Annotated in this window: 1 protein-coding gene; it reads right to left on the bottom strand. The window is 36.3% G+C overall.

The features are described 5' to 3' along the window. Positions 1–1,195 (bottom strand): SIR2 family NAD-dependent protein deacylase (locus AC1DJR_RS30465; protein WP_477004307.1); only part of this gene is annotated, 1,195 nt, incomplete at both ends.

Below are 1,195 nucleotides of genomic sequence, written 5' to 3'. Positions count from 1 at the left end.
TCTTTATGCTCAGGGAAAGAACATTTTTGCAATAAATATGTGATCATTTCAATAGAGCTACTATCTTTCTCTGCTGTTTCTAATAAAAGCAATGTCCATCTTGCAAACAACAAAGGGTCCATCGTTTCTTTCGTTTCGTTTAAGTAAGTACAAATTGTTCGCCACCATAACGGGGATATTTTAGAATGATTTTTAAAAATCAATTGAAATAGTTCTTTTTGATGACTAAATAGAAATTGCTCCACTAACCATTCTGCAAGTAATTCATCTACTTCATCGTAATTTGCTGTAAGCAGAAATAAATTTCTTAGTTTCCCTTCTGCTTCAAGCCATTCCACCCATTCATAATCACGAGCAAATTCAACGAAGTACCGAACGGTTTCAATTTTTTTTATTGACTGTTTTATATAGGATAATTGCTCCTGCTCTACTGATGGAGGAACGGTTACAATATCACGAATACGCATTCTTTTCGTAATATAATTATCCCCCATTAATTCCGCCCACCGCTTCACCGCTTTCACAAGCGCCTGATGATTATTTGCTTTATTCGGATACACAATCGGTCTTATCCCTAAATGCTCCCAATGATATGTATTATCACCTTGTGCGACGAAAGCATAACGCCTTGTACTCGGTGGTAAGCCTGTTGCTAAATATTTCATTACAGGATCATTATGACTATACCCAACGAATAAAACAGTGTAATTTGAGAATAAATCAACTAAAAATCGTCTCGCCCATCCTTCTGTTAAGTAAGCCCTTCCAAAATCACCATCCGTTAAAATTAAAGCTTCTTTCTCTTGTTCTACATTCCCATGTATGTAAGCCAACCCTTTAAATGCTCTCCCTGTCGGTAAAGCAGGTGCATAATAAATATTCAGCTCTCTATTCATTYCTGTAATTACAGACGTAAAATGTTGATCAAAGTTTGTCGTTATAATTCGAACATCCGTATCTAACGGAAACAGCCTTGGAATCGCATAGTGTAATGGATTTGGTTTTGATTTTTCTATATTAACGAGGTCTCTTGCAACTTGATGCACATCTTTCGTTTTCGCAATTTTACCGAGATAATAATCGTGGGGTTCTGTCATCTCACGCCTTTCGACATATAAAGCTTTCGAAATTTCATCAACTAAATCATCGAAATTCGGTAAGTTTGACTTCCCCTTCATAGAAACTCCTGCTCCAA

This window comes from Bacillus sp. 05T31 (genome assembly GCF_056396725.1).
Note: the sequence above shows the minus strand (reverse complement) of the source record. Positions and strands in the feature narration are given on the sequence as shown.